This is a genomic window from Cupriavidus sp. AU9028 (assembly GCF_019795295.1).
In the GTDB taxonomy this organism is placed as follows: domain Bacteria; phylum Pseudomonadota; class Gammaproteobacteria; order Burkholderiales; family Burkholderiaceae; genus Cupriavidus.
The window spans coordinates 1-18,446 of sequence record NZ_JAIMCG010000025.1; the positions used below are offsets into that span (position 1 = coordinate 1).

Here is an 18,446-nt window from a genome sequence, read left to right on the forward strand (position 1 = left end):
CGCGTCGCTCTCGCGCTCGGCTGACAACGTTGCAGCAAGTTCGACACCGCGGACATAGTGCACCGGTGCCGGCCGTTCCAACGGCAAGGCCGACACGTGCTCCGGCGCTTCGTACAGCAAACAGCCCAGCGCCCAGTCACGTAGGACATCGTGCGCCGGCTCAGCGCGCACTGCGCTCAGCGCCCGGAGCGAGCCACTTTCAATAAGTGCGGTGACAGCGTCGGCTGGCGTGGTGCTCGTGTCCATCGGCGCCGATGAGGCGAGCGCGTGCTCCGCGAGCGAGCGGAGCACGCGACGCCGCTGCATGCGTCCTGTCGAGCTTGCCGAGTCGCCCGACTCCCACCACTGCCATGCCATCTGCGCCTCGCTGAAGACGGCCGCTGCGTCATCCGCCGTGCCTCGGGCCAGCCTGTCAAGGCGGTACAAGTTCCGCACCACCTTGTGGGCCGGATGATCAGGCCGCAGCAAGGCGGCGAGCGCGGGACTGGCCGCGCACAACTGCGCAATCTCGCTGTCTGACAGGTGATCGACAAGCAACGGGGGGGCCGTGCCCAGTTCCGCCAAGGCTCGCGCGGGCAACCACTCGCGCGCGTCGGCGTCGAAGTCGAGCCGTGCCGTTGCCACGACCCGAAAACCCGGGACCTGCGCCGCGGCACGGAGCAGGTCTCTGACCGTCGCTCTCTGGGCCTCGTCGTCAAACCGGTCAATGCCATCGACAAACAAGGTGCCGCCACCATCACCGGCAAGGTCGGTCAAAAACTCGGAAGCAGATGCCGAACACCCGAGCTGCGCCGCCAGTGCAGCCCAACCGCCTCCAGGAATATGATGCGGGGCGACTACGATGATGCGGGACTCAAGTTGAATCCGCTGAGCGAGGTTTTTGAGCACGCCAGATTTGCCGACGCCGCCGGGACCACGGATCTCAAGGTAACGGCCACGGTCTAGAGCAGAAATGGCCTCTCCAACTCGATCGTCACGGTTCAGTGTCACGCCATGTACGGTCGAGCGAATAGCATCCAGCGTGCTTTCCGCGCTCTCCGCAAGCCGCTCTCGTGCACCATGCCAGTGCCGATCCCCGGCGAGCCGGTAACCGCGCTCGCTGGTGAGGCGCTCACGCAAGGCTGGCGCGTCCAACTCGCCTCCCGCAGCATCGATTTCGAGAGCTATTTCTTGCAGCGAGTCCCACAGCGCATTCGCTCGCGCTGCGTCTTCAGGCGCCAGCAGCATCGCGCACCGATCTCTCGCCAATTGGTTGCAGACGGACCCAGGCTGTTCGAAGTCGAACGCAAGGACCTGGAAGCGAGAGAGCAGCCGCCACACGGAAGCGTCGTCATTGGCTGCACCCGCCACGCCCATATGTCCCCGAAACACGTCGACGAAGCTGCGCATATCTTTGTGCGCCGCGCCGGGCTCGTTCATACGACGGAAGAAGCCGTCAGCGTCTCGATAGTCTCGAGCCCACCTCAATACGCTTTGAATGTGCTGCTCGACCTTTGTTGATGTGCGCGCAATCGCCACCGCGAGCTCATGGCGCGTCTCAGCGAACGCCGGCAGGGCCGCCGCCTGACACGCCAGCGCAACGACATCCGCGAATGTTTCGTCGCTAGCTGTAAACGCCAGCGTGCGCTTGGCCTGAATCTCAAGCGTCGCCGGCCGGCCGAAGCGATCGTGTCCCGCGACGATAATGTCGTCCATCGGGTGGCCCATGGCCCCGCGTTGGAACGCTACCCGAGTGACTACGACTCCCGGCAGCCCACGGGCCTCCCCTCTTGAGAGCAGCGGCAATAGGTACTGCGCGCCGACATGGCCCTCCAGCCGAGCGCCGGCTGGCCCTGCAGCGGCAGGGCTCGCGGCGGCGGGTGCGTCATCCGCGCGGCGAGGGGGGCGCTTGCTCTTATGAGTGTTGGGCTCAGCGGCGTCGGAGGAGGATTTCTTCGCCCTGGACAGCGAGTCAGGCTTATTTTCAGGTGTCGTCATGCTTCTCGATGGTGCGCCGTGCCGGCGACCCAAGTGCGATCCCACTTCCTTGAGAGGCCATCACGCCCGCTTGCGGCGCCCTGCCCAGTCACCTTGATTCCTGGATCGCATCAATCGATAGAAAAATGGCCGGACATCGGATCGGCATAGTTCGCGTCGGACCGCAGCGCTTCATAGTGCGGCATCAACGCGAAAGGCGTCACCTGGACCCCGACGCTGTTGCGGAACCGGTCGAGCGCCTCGGAGCTAACTGCCAGCGCACCATGGTTCTTGTGTTTGCGCGAGGGATACCGGAAGCCAAGCACAGCGCCCCCGGGCAAGCCGTCCAAGACGTCGAACATCTGCAGCCCAAACCATTGGCACCAGTCGTGGTCACCGTGAATCCGGTCGTAGATGCCCAGCTTGCTCAGTGCAGTGCCATGAAGGTCAACAATTCGCAGATCCTCCTGCAGCGTGAAGGTGACCAGCAAGCCCGATTGGGTAACCGCAGCCGGGATATAGAAGGTCCCCGGCTGTGTCATGTCGTTGGTGCAAAAGCCCGATTCCCACAAGGCCGTTAGAAGGTCCTGCGCGGCATACAGCCAGTACAGCGAAAACTGACCGTCCGGTCCGCGAAGCGCCTCGGGAGGGCCGAACCGGTACGTTTGTTGGACATAGGCCGGGACGACCGCAGCCGGGTGCCGGACAGCTCGGAAGAGCCGCGTGCCGGCCGGCAGGACCACCACGGCGTCAGCCAAGGCTCGACGCAGGTGGTCCAAGGAAGGAAGGAAGGCTGCAATCGACGGCGGTACAACGATGTTGGGCGATGGCATCAACTGATCAGTTCCGAACTGCGTTGGGCAGTGCGGCCAACTGCGCGACCACCCTGCCCTGCCGCTCGTTTGCGGGTTCGGCGAGGTGGCCACGCTGTGCGGTGGTGAGCGCCGCACGCGATTCGAAGGCCTTACCTGCCAGCAGTTCGGCCGGCGTCAGGTCGTCGAACGCGTCGACCGGGGTTACCCAGAACGCGTGGATTTCGCTGCTCGGCAGGTCTTTCATCTGCCGCAGGACCGCAGCCAAGAGCTCCGGTACCGGTGGCGAGAACTGCCAGGCCGGGAACGCGCGACCGATCGCCTTGCCGCGCGGGGTCACGCAATAAAAGCGTGCGTCCTCCACTGCGCGGTACAGCGTCGCCTGCGACATCTCCACCAGATCCTGTGCAATGACCTCCGAGGGCTTCAGATATGACACGGAGAGCCGATCGTCCGTCTCTGCCAACGGCGCTTCCGCGAGACCAAGCGTGGTCGTGAGGCACCGGCGCACGACGGCCATTACGCGGGCGCGTTCGCCGGCGTCAAGGGTGTGCTCCAGCTGCTCATCAATGTCGTGGACCAATTTCTCGACCAGTTGGGAGCCGCGCGCGGCGACCGATGCCGATTGGGCGTGCAGTGTCATATCAATACTCCGTCAGATGACCACGCGGGGCGGTGCAAACGCTGGGTGGATGGTGGCCTCTCGTTTGGCGCGCAAGCAGGAAACGACGTCGCAGGTCTGGGCGGACTTTTGCGGAAGTCCGGCAGCGATTGCGTGGCTACACCGACGAACACGCGCTACGAGTCTTCGCAGGAAGATCCGGAATAGTTGTTTCACCCGGTGGCGTTCTGCGATCACGTCTGTGTCGCACCCGAGCGTAACAAGGGCGTACACGTAGTCCAGGTAGAAGCCGGGACTGCTGGCAGACGCGAGGCCAGCGAAAACCCGCTTGGCCACGCGCCGCATCATGCGGTACTCGTCGATGGACAGCGTGATGGTTTGGAGCGGCTGCGCCAACGGCATGTAACGCGTCGGGTTGTCATCGGAATTCCGATGGATGACGGCCCGCTTCTTCTGCATCTCTAGGGCGATGTGGCTACCCACAGCATCCTCGCTCCTTCCATGGGACCGTTTCATGTAGGTCAACAGGGAGGTCTTATCTGCCTCGGTGACCGTGTCGGCAGGGCCAGTATGGGGTAGCCCGGCGGCCTGCAGTTGCTCCAGCAGTGCTTCGGGCTGACGGCCGAGTTGCGCGGCCAGAGATGCGACGGTAGTGATTCGAGCCATGGTTGATTTTGTATCGGACCGTCCTACATTAACCGACTTTCGCGTTTCTCGCAAGTTTCTCATAGCCTGTTCGCGGTGCCTGAGTCAAGCTGTCGAACGTCGTGCGCGCGCAGGGCGGCCACAGCACGAGTCGGTAGCCTCCGGGCAATGTCATTGGTAATCAGTCGTCGTTGCTCTTGGCAGCGTGTGCAACAGCCCGGTGACACGGTTCTCTCCCGGGTCCTGCTTCACCCGATGGCCACCGCTTCTCGAAGAACGCCGCCAGATCGTCGGGGCCGCGTTGCCGGCGGAGCCGCCCGCGGGCCTAAACCAGCATGCCAAGCGGGTAGCAAGGCGCGGGAGTCCGCGTTGTGAAGTCGCCCGGGTCGTCGAGCGCCGGACCATCGCTGCCAAGGGTCAGTGGATGCAGGACACGGGCGGGGCAAGGCCGGATTGATTCGCGCTGGTTCAGCGCATCGAAACGTTCATTATGATAAGCATACTTATCGTAATAGCCTAAGCATCCACAACCTTTTTACCGCACCTCCTTGGCTATTGTTCGCACAAGTTCTTACTGCGAATTTGATCCCTCTTGACTTCAACATGCAACGTGTGCAGCTCAGTAACACCGCATTTCCGTTCGCCACAACCATGAAATGGGGTCCTCGTTGGTGGACGGCTGGCCGGGGACCTGCTCCCCGGTGCCGGGAGCTGTTCCGCGCTCCCCTCTATGTCAGACCTGCCAAGCTTGCTACGGTACCGCGTCGACAAAGAGGCGAATCGGGACGGACTGCATGTGACGCTCTGGTTCAGGCTCCGGCCCGAAACGGGTAGACCAGTTGTTCACCGTAGCCATGGGGCACTGGATCTCCTTCTATGCCGACCACGCCGAGTGGCGAGCAAGGCTGATAAAACGTGCCGAAACAGTGGTCCCAGACCAACCAGAACTCCCCGAAGTTCACCTGCGCGTCCTCGAAGCGCTCGCGGTGGTGCCAGCGGTGCAGTTCGGCCACGCCCAGCAGGTAACACAGTGGGCCCACCCGGTAGTCGAAGTTCGCGTGCTGGAATGCCAAGTGGGCGGCCAGGATGGTGATCCATCCGCCCACGACCTCCGCAGGCGTGCCAAGTACGCCGAGGACTACTAGTCCCGGACCGGCCATCAACGCGGCGTGGAGCGGGTGCCGGCGCTCTCCGTTGAGCCAGTAAAGCCGGCGTGACGAGTGGTGGATGCTGTGCAATCGCCACAAGAAGCCGTGGCGGTGGCTCAGGCGGTGCATGGTGTACAGCGACAAGTCCAGTGGCAGACTGGCCAGGAACACCTGTGCGAGGTACGGCCAGTCGCTGGGCCACCACAAGCCCCTCCCAACCTGACCAGGCACGCAGCAGGAAAAAGCCCAGCACCGCGGCATGCATGACCACCAAGTTGACGATCGCATGGACCACGTCGGCCGGGAAGTCCTGATCGGGCATCTGCCAGCGGCTGTCGAATGGAAGCCAGTGCTCCAGCAGGGCCACCGCCGTTAGCCCGCAGACCACCAGAGCCGCGAGCCAGGCCAGCGGCCGCTCGTGCGACGGGGCTGCAATGACCCCGAAGATCACCACAGCCATCACGATTGGGTAGGCGCCGTACCGGACCAAATAACGTACTGCCATCGCAACTCCACCGGTTGTTAAACGCCTGAAGTGTTCCGAAGTCCGGCCAGGCGAGCTTGAACAAACGTGCTGCGCCCACAAAGGCTTGACTCTTTAGTCGGTACAGGGCTTGCAATTGAGGCTTACGCCCCCGCAGGTGGGCGGGCCGATCGCACAAGGAACAACGATGAGCGACAACTGCGCCGACGCCAGCCAGGCGGCTGACCGCCGAACTCCAAGACCCCATGGCTACGCATGGTCGCCGCCGGCGTGCGGGGGATCGGTGCCGAGGTCCTGGCGCTCTCCGGTCTGGGGGAAGGCCTCCCTGCCGGTCGTTGAAGCCTCGCCAACTGCCATCGCGCGGGGTGGCGTCGGAACGTTCAAGAAAGGTTTGGTCCTGCGGGCATGGTCGGCGATGGGGTCAACGACGCGCCGGCGCGGGCGAAGTCCAATCGCCAGTCATGCCAGCCTTTGGTTAGCCATCCTCGCCGATATGGGTGCGAGTTTGGCAGTGGTCTTTAACGGGATGAGGCTGTTGGGAGGGGCCGAATCCGGCCGTCGTGACCATGCAGACTGACCGCGGCGTTCGGCTGGCCTTCTTGCTGGCCGCACTGATGTTGGCGGTGGACGCCGCAACGAAGGCTGCCATCGTCGCCTGCGTCGATTACGGTGCCCGCCAGGAGTGGCTGCCGGTCCTCAACATCGTGCATGTGCTCAACCGCGGGGCGGCTTTCAGTTTGCTACACGACGCGGGCGGCTGGCAGCGCTGGTTCTTCATTGCGATCGCCCTGGTCGCTTCAGTGTTCCTGGCTTTCATGATCCGCCGCCACGGCACGTCACTCGCCGAACGCATCAGCTTCGGGCTCATCCTCGGCGGTGCCCTGGCGAACATGATCGATCGGGTTGCACGCGGCGCGGTGGTGGATTGGATCGACGTTCACTGGGGCCCGCACCACTGGCCCGCATTCAACCTGGCCGACATCAGTATCACCCTCGGGGCGGCCTTGATCGTGCTCCATGAGCTGGTGGGCCGAAGGCAGGTACACGACGCCGATGGCTGAGCGAATCTTGGCAAACCGGCCGCTGCTGACCGTGGGGCGCGGCTGGGCCGTCTATGTCGGCCCTGTCGAACCGGGCCGGCTGCACCGGCATCAGGCAGCGCAACTCACGTGGACCACCCAAGGGGTGGTGTCCTTGGAGGGTGCCTGGGGCGTGCTCGAGACGCCCGGACATTTCCTTCCGGCCGGTGTGCCGCACCAGTTGGTGACGACCCATCCTGTGCGCATAGTGTTCCTCGATCCGACGATGCCCGGACGCAGCCCATCCGCATGGCTGCCACCGACTGCTGCGGCGCTGACCGCCGTGCAGACGGATCTCCTCGAGCACGGGCTGGACAGGTGGCTGCGCGGCGAGGCGGCAATGGCAGCGCCGTCGGCGGACGAACGGACCGATGATCTCCGCTGGACAGCGGTGCTGCGCTGGCTCGAACAAGCCCTCGATCGACCGGTGCGTGTACACGAGGCGGCCGACGCGGTGGGGCTTTCTGCCTCCCGGTTCATGCACTGGTTCTCAGAAGCGTCAGGCCTTTCGTTTCGTGCGTACGTGCGGTGGCTGCGGCTGCAGCATGCGGTCCGCACACTCGCCGGCGGATCCTCGCTCACCGAAGCGGCGCACCTTGCTGGTTTTGCGGACAGCGCGCATCTGACCCGGACCTTTGTTGCGACGTTTGGGGTGCGCCCGGCGTCGCTGCGCGGTACGCACATCGTTTGTGTCGATCACGCCAAGCCGCCCGTCACGGCCCATGGGCTGCCGCTTGTCGAGCCGGTCTAAAAACATCATGGAGTTGCCGTGGACCTACTGCTGCTTGCCAAGGCGGCCATGCTGGGCATCGTGGAAGAGCTCATTGAATTTTTTCCGATCTCGTCGACTCGACACTTGATCACGGAGTCATCTCTGCTGCGTCTTGACTACGGCTCGGTACAAGTTTTCGAGATTATGATCCAGCCCGGCGTGATGAGCACCGTCATCTGGCACTACCGGACGCGATTGGCCGCAATTTCCTTCGGCCCGACCTCTGACCAGACCCGCCGCCGGTTCGCCTGCGATCTGCTGCTGGCCTTCGTTCCACAGCCGTTCTCGGGTTGTTATTCGCCTTGTTCATCAAAGCACTTCTTCAATCCGACGGTCGTAGCAGTCGCTTTCTCGGCAGTGGCACTTTTCCGCCGCGGCGGAGGTGACCAGGCGTCGCCCACTCAATTTCATTCAGCCGCGACGAGCCAGCCTCATGGCCGTCAAGGCAACCGTATGGGAAACTCGTTCTGCGCCGGTGGATAGCACACGCCGAGGCGACTGTTGCAGCCTTGGTAAAACACCACCACGGAAAACGACACAGGGCCGCTGGCAGGGCGCTCCAGTGGCAGATTCACCTGGACAGAATGGGTGTACACCTGCGTCTCGCCGAAGAAGGGATCCCGCTTCTTAACGCCGGAGGGTAACACCACGGCTCCGAGCCGAGCGCCCTTGGCAGACTTCAACGCGAAGCGCACTGTGTTGCGGTACAGGTAGTGCTCGGGTGCCGGCGTCAACGTCGCCAGGACCGCATTGGGACCCACTGCCTCAACCTTCACGTGAAATGCACGTGCAGGAGGCAATGGCTCGGAGGGCTCGTCGCGGCCCAGCAACTTGTCCAGCAGACCGGCCTGCACGGTCCCCGTCAGCAATGCGAGTGCGATACCCGCCATAGCGCCCGGCACGGCGGCTTGTCGCGCGCGCCGCGCTTTGGCTTCCCCAGCCAAGTGCTCACCACTTGAGCGGCACGATGGGCCGATCGATGTCTGTCTCATGGACCTTTCATTGCGACGATTGCGTTCCTGCACAATTTGAAACCCTGTACCCAGTCCGGAGTCAAGTGCCTGCGGCAGGCAAGAGTCGAGCGGCCTGCAAGTGTTGACGCCGAAGCCACCGCGGCCGCTAGCAGCACTGCGGCATGTGCCAGGTGGGCGGCCGGGGGATACAGGCCAACAAGGGCCGGTAGCCGGAGCCACTCGATCGATGATCGGCGGGGCGAAGAGCCACCTTCTGCAGCTCGGCTGTCCCCTGCAGCGAGCTGACGGCAAGGTATCTGCCGATCGGCATACCCATCCGCGTGCACGGAAATACGACTGCGATCACGGCCCGCAGAACAAAGTCGGTGATCGGGCTGGGCAGCATGGCGCGGCTGTATCTGGTGATGCTCCGCCTTATTGACAACCACCTCCTTTCTGAACGGCGCCGGCCAGCAGGGCAAACATGGCCGCCGACGCGCACCACTGACGAAGTAGTGCATCTTCCCGTTTTGGCAATGGATTCACTCTTGCGTATTGAGATCCCGCAACAGGTGTAAAGTTAGATAAGTAACGGAAGGAAGACATGAAGATTGGAGAACTAGCACAGGCCACCGGTACCGGCGTCGAAACGATCCGCTTCTATGAGAGGGAGCGATTGCTGCCAACGCCGACTCGCTCCTCAAGCAATTACCGCGTGTACCTCTCCGAACATGTGGATCGCTTGGCCTTCATTCGCCACTGCCGGTCCCTTGACATGACACTCGACGAGATCCGTGTGCTGTTGCGTTTCAAGGACGCGCCGGAAGAGGACTGTCGGGAAGTGAACTCCCTGCTGGACGCACATATTCGGCACGTGACTCATAGGATCCGGGAGCTGAAGGCACTGGAGCGGGATCTAAAGCAACTGCGCAGCCAGTGCGGTCGCGCTCGCGACGCTAAAGACTGCGGCATTTTGGAGGGTCTGACCAAGACCGCGCAGCAGGTGGTCGCGGTGCCGGGGAAACGGAAGGAGCATGTCGAGGGGGGCCATGGGCTTGGCAAGGCCTCCCCCAGCACTTGAAGTAACCCGCGCGAAGTGCCCGAACACCGCTTGCTTCCGCGACCGCTGCTCAAGGGGCCCAAGCGTCGGCACCTTCTTCCGCGTTTCTGTTTCTATCGTGAGGGGTCCTGCGACAATGACGAGGTGGACCGGCAGTAACCGATCGAACGTGGCCATCATCGACCACTTCAACAGCGAATAGGACGCGGAGAGCTTAAGCGGTACGAACTAGTGCCGTGCTCAGCCAGTACAAGGGCGATGCGAAGCGGGCGTTCGCGAAAATCGTCGCATGCAAAAGCTTGAGCGACGGCGAACGCAGCGACCGGTCTGTCTTCGTCGCGTCTGCTGCGATTACGCCTGACACGGCCAATCAACTTGGTCTAAGCACTCAATGGCCAGGTCACCAGCCACGCCCGGAAGCTATTCTTTGGCGACATGGAGAGGTGTAAGAGGGGTCGGCGCCGACCAGCTCGACGAAGGCACATCCAACAAAGAGCTGCGGGAGCACACCGCTCGGATGGTGGACTTGGGACAGAGGCAAATTGGCAGTCGACACCGACGAGAAGCGGGCGGCGGAGAGGACCGCGGAAACGGCACTGGCGAGGCTCACTGTGTTTGCGCCAGGCACTCGTTCATCACGACTGATTCGGGCGAGTCTTCCCGACCACCACTGCGGCGCGGAGCCCGTGCCATTCGGCGTCGGTTTGGGAGTCCGGAGGCTCTGATCTCGTTCCCGTTTGACCAGGTCATGTGTGCTCGAGGCGCGGGAGACGATGGCGAGATCGAACACTGGGAGGCGGCAGCCGCACGCGGCTATCCGGCGCTCGGCTCCTCGTATTACCCAGGTTTTCAGAGCCTGCCTCATTGCCTTTTGTGCGGTTCCTCCGTCCGCACGCCTGCAGGGCCATTTCGCTGTAGGTAGTGCGCAGCGGACTCGAAATGCGCCGATGCATCAGCCTGCCAACAGGGCACCAATTCGCATTGAATCGTCACATGCGTGATGCCGAATCGATCAGCCAGAACGGTCCGAATGCTCGGTAGAATCTCCCGTTCTGCATTGACCGCTTCCTCGTTGACCAGATGCACCGTCAGGCTTGGCTTGCCGCTGGTCAGGGCCCACACATGGAGGTCGTGAATACTCTTGACCCCCTTGACAGCCAATAGCGCCTCTTCGACCTGCGCGATGTCGATACCTTCCGGAACCCCTTCAAGCAGGATGTTGAGACTCGCTTTCAGCAGGACCCAGGTTCGCGGAAGCACCCAAAGACCGATCAGCACGGCAACGGCCGAGTCCACCTCGGTCCAGCCCGTGAACCGAATCACCAAGGCACCGACAATGACGCCCAGCGAGCCTAGCAGATCGCTCCAGACTTCCAGGTACGCCCCCTTGACGTTGAGACTGTGATCTTTCCCGCCGGCAAGGACGCGGATGCTGAGCAAGTTCACGACGAAACCAACCAAGGCGACAAGCAGCATCCCCATCGACTCGATCTCCGGGGGAGACTGGAGCCGCCGGTAAGCCTCATACAGGATGTATAGCGCTACACCGAACAGCAGCAGCGCGTTGAAGGCCGCCGCCAAAATCTCGAAGCGGTAGTATCCGAACGTCCTCGCCTTATCCGCGGGCCGCTTGGCGATCTGAATAGCAGCCAGTGCGATGGCGAGCGCTGCCGCATCAGTAAACATGTGAGCGGCATCTGAAATCAGCGCCAAGCTCTTGGTCACAATCCCGCCGGCCAGCTCCACCAGCAGAAACGTCGACGTCAACGTCAGCGCAAACTTCAACGCCCGCTCATTGGACGTCGAGTGGCTATGGTCATGTCCAGCACCCACTAGCACTCTCCTAGAAAAAGCGGCTGGCGGATGCTGCATGCCGCAACATCCGCCCTGGCCGCCTATGTTGGTTGTCCAGCCGGTGAAACGTCCACCTCCTCGTCGCGGCGATGCGCGAGGCGGTAAAGCACTGGCAGTACTAGCAGCGTCAGCATCGTCGAGGACAAGATGCCGCCAATTACCACCGTCGCCAGGGGGCGCTGCACCTCAGCGCCGGTGCCCGTAGCAATCGCCATCGGCACGAAGCCGAGCGACGCCACCAGTGCCGTCATCAGTACCGGGCGCAGGCGCGTCAGCGCGCCAATTCGGACCGCCTCGTCCAGCGAGCGCCCCTCTTCGCAAAGGGTACGAATAAAGGACAACATCACTAGGCCGTTAAGAACGGCGACGCCCGACAGCGCGATAAATCCAACTGCAGCGGAGATGGAAAGCGGGATACCGCGCAGCCATAGCGCGAGAATCCCTCCGGTCAGTGCAAAAGGGATGCCGGTGAACACCAGCAATCCGTCCTTGACGTTATTGAACATGGCAAACAGCAGCACGAATACCATCAGCAGCGCCACGGGGACGACGATCTGCAGACGAGCGGTCGCCGACTGCAATTGCTCGAATGTACCGCCCCAGGAAGTCCAATAGCCCGCTGGAACCTTCACCCGGCTCTGGATCGAGGCTTGCGCCTCTGGCACAAAGGACCCGATATCCCGTCCCCGGACATTGGCGCTGACCACAATCCGTCGCTTGCCGTTCTCGCGTGACACCTGGTTGGGTCCGGGCGCAAGATCCAGAGATGCGACTTCAGCGAGGGGAATATACGTCGTACGGCCCTCGGTGCCACCGTTCTTGGGCAACGGTATCGGCAGCCGGCGCAGTGCTTCAAGGTCGTCGCGGACGGCATCGGGAAGTCGTACCAGAATATCGAAGCGCCGGTCACCTTGGAAAAACGTACCAGACTCTTTGCCGCCGATGGCGATGGCCACCGCGTCCTGGACGTCATTGGTGCTGAGCCCATAGCGCGCCGCTCGATGCCGATCAATATTGATCGTCAACATAGGAAGTCCGGTCGTTTGTTCGACCTTCACTTCGGTCGCGCCGGGTATTTCCTGTAGGACGGCCGCGATTTTCTGCGCTGTGTCATTGAGCACCGCATTGTCATCCCCAAACACCTTCACGGCGACATCCGAACGCACTCCGGAGATGAGCTCGTTGAAGCGTAGCTGGATGGGCTGAGAAAACTCGTAGTTGTTGCCAGGCAACTTGGCCACTTCGGCCTGAATTGCCTCGAGCAGCTCATCGCGTGTCCTGGTCGGCTTGGGCCACTCCGCCTGCGGCTTGAGCATGATGTAGCCGTCAGAAATGTTCGGCGGCATCGGATCGGCGGCGATCTCCGCCGTTCCGGTGCGAGCAAAGACCCGTTCGATCTCGGGGAACTTAGCCTTCAACGCTGCTTCCACTTGCTGCTGCATCTGCACGGACTGCGTCAGACTCGTGCCCGGAATCCGCAGCGCTTGAATGGCAAGGTCTCCTTCGTTGAGGTTTGGAATAAATTCGCTGCCTAGTCGCGATGCCACTGCCAGGCAAAGGGCAATAACCACGCAGGCAAATGTTAGAACGACCGGCGTATTGGCCAGGGATTTTTCGAGCAGCGGTTCGTAGCGGGATTTGGCCCACTGCATTAGGCGATTCTCTTTTTCCCCAACCTTGTCGCCGATAAACAGTGCTACGGCTGCCGGCACGAAGGTGATCGAGAGAATCATGGCGCCCAGCAAGGCAAGCACGACCGTGAAGGCCATCGGGTGGAACATCTTGCCCTCTACGCCCGTGAGCGCGAAGATGGGCAGATACACGATCATGATGATGAGCTGGCCGTACAGCAGGGGCCGGCGCGCCTCCCGAGACGCGGCAAACACCTCGTGAAATCTCTCAGTGCGCGTGAGCGGCCTACCATGGTGCGCTTGCGCATGGGACAACCGACGCACACAGTTCTCTACAATCACCACCGCTCCGTCGATGATGATGCCGAAGTCAAGCGCACCCAAGCTCATCAGATTGGCGCTGATTTTGTAGTTCACCATACCGGTGAAGGTGAACAGCATGGACAACGGGATCACGAGCGCGGTAATTAACGCGGCTCGGATATTGCCGAGGAACAGAAAGAGAATCACGATGACCAGAACCGCACCTTCGAGAAGATTCTTCTTTACTGTGGCAATGGCGCGGTCAACCAACACGGTCCGGTCGTACACCGGGACTGCCTTCACCCCTTCCGGCAGGGACCGATTGATGTTGGCCATCTGGGCGTCGACGGCCTGGGAGACGGCCCGGCTGTTTTCCCCGATCAGCATGAACACCGTACCCAGCACCACCTCCCTGCCGTTTTCCGTCGCTGCGCCGGTACGGAGCTCGCGGCCTATCTCCACGTCTGCTACATCGCGAACACGGATCGGCTGACCTTGTGCGGTGCCGATGATGATGTCCCGGATGTCGTCGACCGACTTCACCTGAGCGGGCGCCCGGACCAGATATTGCTCACCGCGTCGCTCAATGTATCCGGCCCCGACGTTGTCGTTGTTCCGCTCCAGTGCCGCTACCACGTCGGTGAGCGTGAGCCCATAGGACGCGAGCCTCTCCAAGCTTGGCGCCACCAGATACTCCTTGGCATATCCACCAATCGAGTTGATCTCCGTGACGCCCGGGACGTTACGCAATTGCGGCTTGATGACCCAGTCCTGGATCTCCCGAAGGTCGGTCGGTGTGTATGGCGTGCCGTCCGACTTTCTCGCGCGCTCTTCGGCCTCCACCGTCCACAAATAGATTTCCCCCAGCCCGGTTGAGATCGGCCCCATCGCCGGAGCAATGCCCGCCGGTAGCCGGTCTCGGACCTCCTGGAGGCGCTGGTTGACCAGCTGCCGCGCGAAGTAGATGTCGGTGCCGTCCTTGAAGATGACCGTCACTTGCGATAGCCCATAACGGGACAGAGAGCGCGTTTGCTCCAGTCCGGGCAGGCCCGCCATCGCAGTCTCGATCGGATAGGTAATGCGCTGTTCGGTTTCAAGCGGCGAATACCCTGGTCCCGCAGTATTGATCTGAACCTGGACATTGGTGATGTCCGGCACGGCATCGATCGGCAAACGCGTGTAGCTGTATGCCCCCAGCAGTGCCATGCCAAGTACGGCCAGCAGGACGATCCAGCGCTGCTCGATGGCAAAGCGGATGACACGTTCGAACATGAGTCTCTCCCGTGTCAGTGCGAATGCTCGGCACTGGCTTTGCCCAGTTCCGATTTGAGGATGAAGCTATTGGCGGCCGCGTAGCGTGTACCGGGCTTGAGCCCTTCCGTCACCTCGACCATCTTGCCATTGCTGCGACCAATCTTCACCGGCTGCACCAGAAACCCTCCCGGTACAGCGACAAACACGGCGGTCCCGCCATTGACCTCCTGTACGGCATCGGCAGACACCGCGACCGGGACCTGTACATTCTCGGTGAGGACGTTAACCGTCACGAACAAGCCAGGCCGCCATGCCATGTTGGGGTTGATGAGCGTGACTCGTGCCTTAGCGGTCCGCGTTTGCTCACCCAGTAGCGAGCCGACATACGAGACATTGCCTTCAGCCTTGCCATGAAAAGCGGCCGAGCTAATCGTGACCTTCTCACCGACCCGGACATCGTTCAGGTCCTTGGCGGAGACAACGAATTCGGCCCAGACCGAGGATAGGTCGGAGATGGTGAAGATGTTGGCATCCTCCTTCACTGCCTCGCCCAATGCCAGATGCTTCTCGACGATCATGCCGTCGAAGGGCGCACGTAGCTCAAATCGATTGAGTCCCTTTGACGTCGTCCCGGCTCCAATCGCGGTGAGCTTCTGTTGCGCGTTTTGCACGGCGATCTGGGCTTCCTGAAGTCCAGTCCTAGCCTGCAGGTAGTCCTGCTCGGCGGAAATTCTCTGCTCCCAGAGCTTCTTCTCGCGTTCGAACGTGGTGCGGGCGAGGTCGAGCCGCTTCTGCGCGGCCAGTAGTTCGCTGCGCAGCTCGGCAAGCGCCGTGCTGGCGATAACCGCTAGCACCTGTCCTTTCTTCACCTGCTGTCCGATATTGGCCGGTACCGCTTCAACAACGCCCGCCAGGCGAGGCACGACGTGTGCGGTGCGGTCCTCGTTGAAGCGAATCTCGCCAGGAAATTGGAGGCCGGATTGCACCGTTGCAGAAGTCGCGACCTGAATGCCGATCGCCGCCGTCTTGATCTGTTCGTCCGTCAGTTCGATCTTCCCTTCTCCCTTGGAAAGTTTAGCGATCATGGGAGCCTTTTCTCCGGGCAGCTGAACCGTGACCGTTGCATCGAAGACGTGGGGCTCTGCAATGTCGATGTCACTCTCGAAGTAGCCATCCTTGGCACTGAACCGCAACGGCATGGTGTCAGCCGTGGCCCGTTGCAGCTCCCCGGATAGAGCGACCCCTGTGGTCACGGGCTTGCCGCCTTTTGTCACCCAGGCGCGAATCCGCGCTTGGCCGTTCCGCTCCGACATGGCGAGTTCAATGGCGCTCTCGCCAAGCGCGTAGAGCGCTCCTCCATTGGGTCCTTTTTTTGCGGCTTCATGGTGCTCTTCATCCGCATGCTCAGGCTCGTCCGTATGCCCCTCCTTAACAGCATGCCCATGATGTTCGTCGTCGTCATGGCCCTTGGACTCTGCGTGCTGCGCGTGTTCGTGACCATGGTCGTCGCTGTCACCGCTTCGATCGGTCAGCAATACCGCAGCCGTTCCCAAGACGCCCACGAGGATGAGCACCGCGATCGCGATCCGTTGTTTCTTCGTCATAGCCATTGTTCAAAATCCGTGTTCAGCGTCCGAGGATGCGGTCGATGGTGGTAGCCGCCTGGTAGGTGCGCGCCAACACGCCGAGGTATCGAATGCGTGCTTGGAACAGTGTGCGTTGTGCGTCAAGTACATTGAGAAAATCGAATTTCCCGGCTTCGAAGCCCTTGGTCGCGGCCTCGTAAGCCTGCTCGGCTGCGGGCAGCACGGTGGTTTTCAACGTCTGGGCCGAGGCGCGTGAAATGGATAACTGATTGGACGCCTGTTGCAGTTCGTTCGTCAGCCGGACATGCGTGGCGAGGTACTCGTCCTCCGCCTTGTCCGCACGGAGAATGGCCTCGTAAAGATTGCCTTGATTGCGATCGAACAGCGGTAACGGTATCGTCACGCCCAAGACCGCCATATTGCGATTGGCCTCGTTGTCGCGTTGCGCTCCAAGGCTGACCCTAATATCCGGGTATTGGCGGCTCCGCTCAACTTTGACCAGCGCCTGGCGGCGCTCAAGGCCGAGGCGACTAGACAGCAGCAACGGGGAGTTCTCCAGCTCTTTGCGCAATACGTCGGGGGCAGGCCTGGACGGCAACGCTTCGAGGTTGCCCTGTGCCTCCGAGAACTGGGGACCTGGGTTGCCCCACAAAGCGGAAAGGCTTTGCCGTGCCGACTGCAGTTCCGCGCTCGCCTCCGCCAGCTCGAGTTCGGCGTTAGCTTGTTCGACCCGGGCCCTGGTTTCCTCGACAGGGGAAATCTTGCCGGCGGCTACGCGCCGGGCCGCGGCGTCGGCGCCCTTTGCTGCAATCGCCACGGAGCCGGTCGCCAGTTCAACGCGCGACTGCGCAATCAGAACAGAGAAGAATGAAGCAATAACGGTCGCGCGTACGTCGGCACGCAGACTGCGAAGGTCGGCCTGGGCGACATCGCGCCCGCGCTCCGCCGCTGCGATTCGCGCCGACCGCTTGCCGCCGAGCTCAATCGGGATGTTGATCTGGCCCGTTGACGTGCGTGTTGCGCTACGCGTGTCCTCAACTGCCGTCTCGAGCTCTGGGTTGGGAATCGTCCGCGCCTGGAGGATTGCACCCTCGTTTGCTTCGACTTCTTTGCCGGCGGCAGAAAGGGAGAAATTGCTGGCCAGCGCCAGTGCCAGCGCGTCGTCAAGCGTCAGTGGGCCGGCAGGTTCGCGCAACCCATATACGGGACTGCCCAAGTCGGGCAGAGATTGAGCAGCAACAACGGCTGAGGAAAAGAGTAAGGCGGCCGCAAGACCGAACGGGAGAAACTGTCTTCGCATCGAATCGCACCAAGGAATGAACCGGAGGAATTCGGCGAGACGACGGTGTAACGAAGGAACGACGTCTCGCCGGCTATGCGAGACGGTGCCATTGCGGGCGATCAGGGGCCCTGGCAAAAAAGGAAGTGAAGCGCAGTTCCAAGGGATTCGGGGCTAGTTCGACCCGCTGAGCGGCGCGTGTTTCGGGCACTTCGAAACAAGCGAACGGCACCGAAGCAACATGGCAGATGGTGCAGTCGGCGTCCACAATCGGCTTTTTTTCCGTCTCCGATTTGACGCCGTCTTTGTGCTGATGCTCGTGGTGGCCAAAGTGCCAACTGCCATGTATCGACGGTTCATGCTGGCAATAGGCCGCCGCGCCGGCCCACGCGAGTTGGAACGGCAAGATCAGCACAAAAAGAATCAGAAAGACCCTTCGCATTGTTTCCATCGAGGGCGGCGCATCCGCGCAAGCCGGCAATCACGAGTGCCCGAAATGAGGCCCAAGCCGCACAAGGAAGCGTGACGGAACCGCAAGTATAACCAAACACCAGCCATGCGTTCGGTTCGACGATTCAGGCCGCGTTCCCCAGCGTGGGGAATTCACGGTGACCCGGATGGAGTCGGCAGCCTTCACCCGCGTCGCTTCACTTGGGCATTTTTCTTCTGGCGCTGCTTCTTCTTGACCCGTTCGGCAGGGCCGTACCGCCAGCGTAGGTATGCGGCAAAGCCGGCGTACATCAGCACCAGGCCGGCGGCCATTACACCAATGCTCAGTACCACATTGTCTGAAAGAAGGGGTTGTTCCATGCGAGGCTTCAGGTCGGTTGGCCTATCGATACCAGTCTTGACGGCAGGACTTCAATGTTAGTACCTCAGCGGCAATCGTGATCGCCACGACGCGTCGCAGGAGCGTCTTGAGCGCTTCCTTTACCTTCCCCGGCAGTCGAGGTTCCTGACTAGCGCGCTTCTCGCGCTAGTTGTTGAAATGCGAGACGCGAGCCCCCC

Annotated in this window: 15 protein-coding genes and 1 pseudogene; 4 read left to right on the top strand and 12 right to left on the bottom strand. The window is 61.9% G+C overall.

Translation table 11 applies throughout. From position 1 onward, the window contains the following. The 5 genes and pseudogenes from K6V06_RS19770 to K6V06_RS19790 form a co-directional block, all read right to left on the bottom strand. Positions 1 to 1,695 (bottom strand): annotated as a pseudogene (locus K6V06_RS19770) (hypothetical protein); the annotation flags it as partial. 392 nt (positions 1,696 to 2,087) lie between these two features. Then, complete coding sequence (locus K6V06_RS19775) at positions 2,088 to 2,789, bottom strand: RES family NAD+ phosphorylase (RefSeq protein ID WP_222245844.1); 702 nt, start codon at positions 2,787 to 2,789, stop codon at positions 2,088 to 2,090. Between the two features lie 7 nt (positions 2,790 to 2,796). Then, on the bottom strand, positions 2,797 to 3,411 hold the full coding sequence (locus K6V06_RS19780) for a hypothetical protein (protein ID WP_222245845.1): 615 nt from the start codon (positions 3,409 to 3,411) through the stop codon (positions 2,797 to 2,799). 12 nt (positions 3,412 to 3,423) lie between these two features. Next, complete coding sequence (locus tag K6V06_RS19785; protein ID WP_222245846.1) at positions 3,424 to 4,056, bottom strand: hypothetical protein; 633 nt, start codon at positions 4,054 to 4,056, stop codon at positions 3,424 to 3,426. Between the two features lie 788 nt (positions 4,057 to 4,844). Continuing rightward, positions 4,845 to 5,471: a sterol desaturase family protein gene (locus K6V06_RS19790; protein ID WP_222245847.1), complete on the bottom strand. Its 627-nt coding sequence runs from the start codon at positions 5,469 to 5,471 to the stop codon at positions 4,845 to 4,847. Positions 5,472 to 6,233: 762 nt separating this feature from the next. Here K6V06_RS19790 and lspA point away from each other — a divergent pair. Genes lspA through K6V06_RS19805 form a run of 3 tightly spaced genes read left to right on the top strand, consistent with a single transcriptional unit; the run spans position 6,234 to position 8,001 of the window. Beyond that, positions 6,234 to 6,728, top strand: coding sequence for a signal peptidase II (gene lspA / locus K6V06_RS19795; protein ID WP_222245874.1), 495 nt, complete (start codon positions 6,234 to 6,236; stop codon positions 6,726 to 6,728). After that, positions 6,685 to 7,497, top strand: coding sequence for an AraC family transcriptional regulator (locus K6V06_RS19800; protein ID WP_222245848.1), 813 nt, complete (start codon positions 6,685 to 6,687; stop codon positions 7,495 to 7,497). The genes lspA and K6V06_RS19800 overlap by 44 nt, the downstream gene beginning before the upstream one ends. Before the next feature lie 18 nt (positions 7,498 to 7,515). Then, the gene (locus tag K6V06_RS19805) at positions 7,516 to 8,001 is read left to right on the top strand and encodes an undecaprenyl-diphosphate phosphatase (protein ID WP_222245849.1); all 486 of its coding nucleotides are present in this window, start codon (positions 7,516 to 7,518) and stop codon (positions 7,999 to 8,001) included. On the opposite strand, the gene K6V06_RS19810 is transcribed toward K6V06_RS19805, so the two are convergent. Continuing rightward, positions 7,959 to 8,510 (bottom strand): protein-disulfide reductase DsbD N-terminal domain-containing protein, encoded by a 552-nt coding sequence (locus K6V06_RS19810; protein WP_222245850.1) that lies wholly within the window; start codon positions 8,508 to 8,510, stop codon positions 7,959 to 7,961. The genes K6V06_RS19805 and K6V06_RS19810 overlap by 43 nt on opposite strands. Positions 8,511 to 9,075: 565 nt before the next feature. Here K6V06_RS19810 and cadR point away from each other — a divergent pair. Next, the gene (cadR, locus tag K6V06_RS19815) at positions 9,076 to 9,552 is read left to right on the top strand and encodes a Cd(II)/Pb(II)-responsive transcriptional regulator (protein WP_222245851.1); all 477 of its coding nucleotides are present in this window, start codon (positions 9,076 to 9,078) and stop codon (positions 9,550 to 9,552) included. Between the two features lie 840 nt (positions 9,553 to 10,392). On the opposite strand, the gene K6V06_RS19820 is transcribed toward cadR, so the two are convergent. The 6 genes from K6V06_RS19820 to K6V06_RS19845 form a co-directional block, all read right to left on the bottom strand. Further along, entirely contained in the window at positions 10,393 to 11,364 is a 972-nt protein-coding gene (locus K6V06_RS19820; RefSeq protein WP_222245852.1) for a cation diffusion facilitator family transporter, read from the bottom strand. A 62-nt stretch (positions 11,365 to 11,426) separates the two neighbouring features. Continuing rightward, entirely contained in the window at positions 11,427 to 14,591 is a 3,165-nt protein-coding gene (locus K6V06_RS19825) for an efflux RND transporter permease subunit (protein WP_222245853.1), read from the bottom strand. Between the two features lie 14 nt (positions 14,592 to 14,605). Further along, positions 14,606 to 16,183 carry an efflux RND transporter periplasmic adaptor subunit gene (locus tag K6V06_RS19830; protein ID WP_222245854.1) on the bottom strand — a complete coding sequence of 526 codons (1,578 nt, stop codon included), beginning with the start codon at positions 16,181 to 16,183 and terminating at the stop codon, positions 14,606 to 14,608. A gap of 16 nt (positions 16,184 to 16,199) precedes the next feature. Next, complete coding sequence (locus tag K6V06_RS19835) at positions 16,200 to 17,459, bottom strand: TolC family protein (RefSeq protein ID WP_222245855.1); 1,260 nt, start codon at positions 17,457 to 17,459, stop codon at positions 16,200 to 16,202. Between the two features lie 73 nt (positions 17,460 to 17,532). Beyond that, a complete protein-coding gene (gene czcI / locus K6V06_RS19840; RefSeq protein WP_370637518.1) occupies positions 17,533 to 17,889 on the bottom strand; it encodes a cation efflux protein, CzcI family in 357 nt (118 codons plus the stop codon). 182 nt (positions 17,890 to 18,071) lie between these two features. Further along, positions 18,072 to 18,248: a hypothetical protein gene (locus K6V06_RS19845; protein WP_222245856.1), complete on the bottom strand. Its 177-nt coding sequence runs from the start codon at positions 18,246 to 18,248 to the stop codon at positions 18,072 to 18,074. Between the last annotated feature and the right edge of the window lie 198 nt (positions 18,249 to 18,446).